Origin of the sequence: Pseudomonas sp. HMWF021 (assembly GCF_003061005.1) — a bacterium.
In the GTDB taxonomy this organism is placed as follows: Bacteria; Pseudomonadota; Gammaproteobacteria; order Pseudomonadales; family Pseudomonadaceae; genus Aquipseudomonas.
This window is the reverse complement of record NZ_QAIK01000128.1, coordinates 34,027-35,486: the sequence shown is the minus strand read 5'-3', so window position 1 is coordinate 35,486 and position 1,460 is coordinate 34,027. Positions and strand designations below refer to the sequence as shown.

General features: G+C 60.4%; 1 protein-coding gene. It reads left to right on the top strand.

Annotation, left to right across the window (positions count from 1 at the left end):
* Positions 1–1,460, top strand: a 1,460-nt coding sequence (locus tag DBR18_RS17830) for a TonB-dependent siderophore receptor (RefSeq protein ID WP_256588775.1), incomplete at both ends; no start/stop codon positions are given.

The following is a 1,460-nucleotide window of genomic DNA, read 5'->3' as shown; positions in this document are numbered from 1 at the left end:
GTTTCGAGCCGACCCAGTTCCTCGATGGCCTGCCGCTGCCAAAAGGCGTGTACGCCAACCCGAAACAGGAAACCTGGAACCTCGACCGCCTCGCCCTGCTGCGCGGCCCGGCCTCTTCCGTCTACGGCCAGACCCCGCCGGGCGGCCTGCTGGACATGGTCAGCCGGCGCCCGAGCAGCGACGCCAGCAGCGAAATCCAGCTGCAGTACGGCAGCGACAACCACCGTCAGATCAACTTCGCCAGCACCGGCAAGATCGACGATGCCGGCCAGTTCCTCTACGGCATCAGCGGTGTGGTGCGTGACAGCGGCACGCAAATCGACCACATCGATAACAAGCGCTACAACATCGCTCCGAGCCTGACCTGGAACATTGACGACGACACCAAATTTACCCTGCTGAGCCAGTTCACCCGCGACGATACCGGCATTACCAGCCAGTTTCTGCCCGTGCAGGGCACCAAGATCGACATGCCGTTCGGTAGCGTCTCGCACCACAAAAATCTCGGCGATCCGGATTGGGAATACTACGACCGCACCTACTACGCGCTCGGTTATGCCTTCGAACATCGCCTGAACGATGTGTGGCAGTTCAAGCAGAACCTGCGTTACACCAAGTCGGATCTGTCGTTCCAGGCCCTGACCGTCGGCTCTTACCCGTACACCATGGTGGACGATCAAGGTAACGTCGGGCGCACCAGCACCAGCGTTGACGAAGACATCAGCCAGTTCGCGGTGGACAACAACTTCCAGGCCGACTTCGCCACCGGTGACATTCGCCACACCGTACTGTTGGGGCTGGATCACCAGCGCAGTAACACCAACTACCTGTCGATCTACGGTGACGGTCTGAAAACCAACGTGCTGAACCCGATCTACGGCCAGCCGATCGTTCGTCCGGATCGCTCGACGGCGTATTACGACTACGACCAGAAGACCTACCAGACCGGCCTCTACGTGCAGGATCAGATGGCCCTCGACCAATGGCGTCTGACGCTGGGCGGTCGTGAAGACTGGGTCCACACCGGCACCAAATTCTTCAACAAGGCCGATGCGACCAACACCCAGCGCGACAAGAACTTCAGCGGTAACGCAGCGCTCAGCTACGTGTTCGACTCGGGCTTCGTCCCGTACATTTCCTACGCCGAATCCTTCCAGCCAACCACCGGCGCCGACGCCTCCTCCACCGGTTCGCTGAAACCGACCGAAGGCAAGCAATGGGAAATGGGCGTCAAGTACCAGCCACCGGGCAGCAAGACCCTGCTGACCGCCGCCGTGTATGACCTGACGCAGAAAAACGTCGCGGTCACCACCACCGTCGGCAACACCCCGATCACCAGCCAGACCGGCGAAGTGAAAGTCAAAGGCCTGGAACTGGAGGCGACCTCGGACGTCACCGATAACCTGAAAGTGATTGCCGCCTACACCCTGGCCAAGTCCGAAGTGCAGAAAGGCGACTAC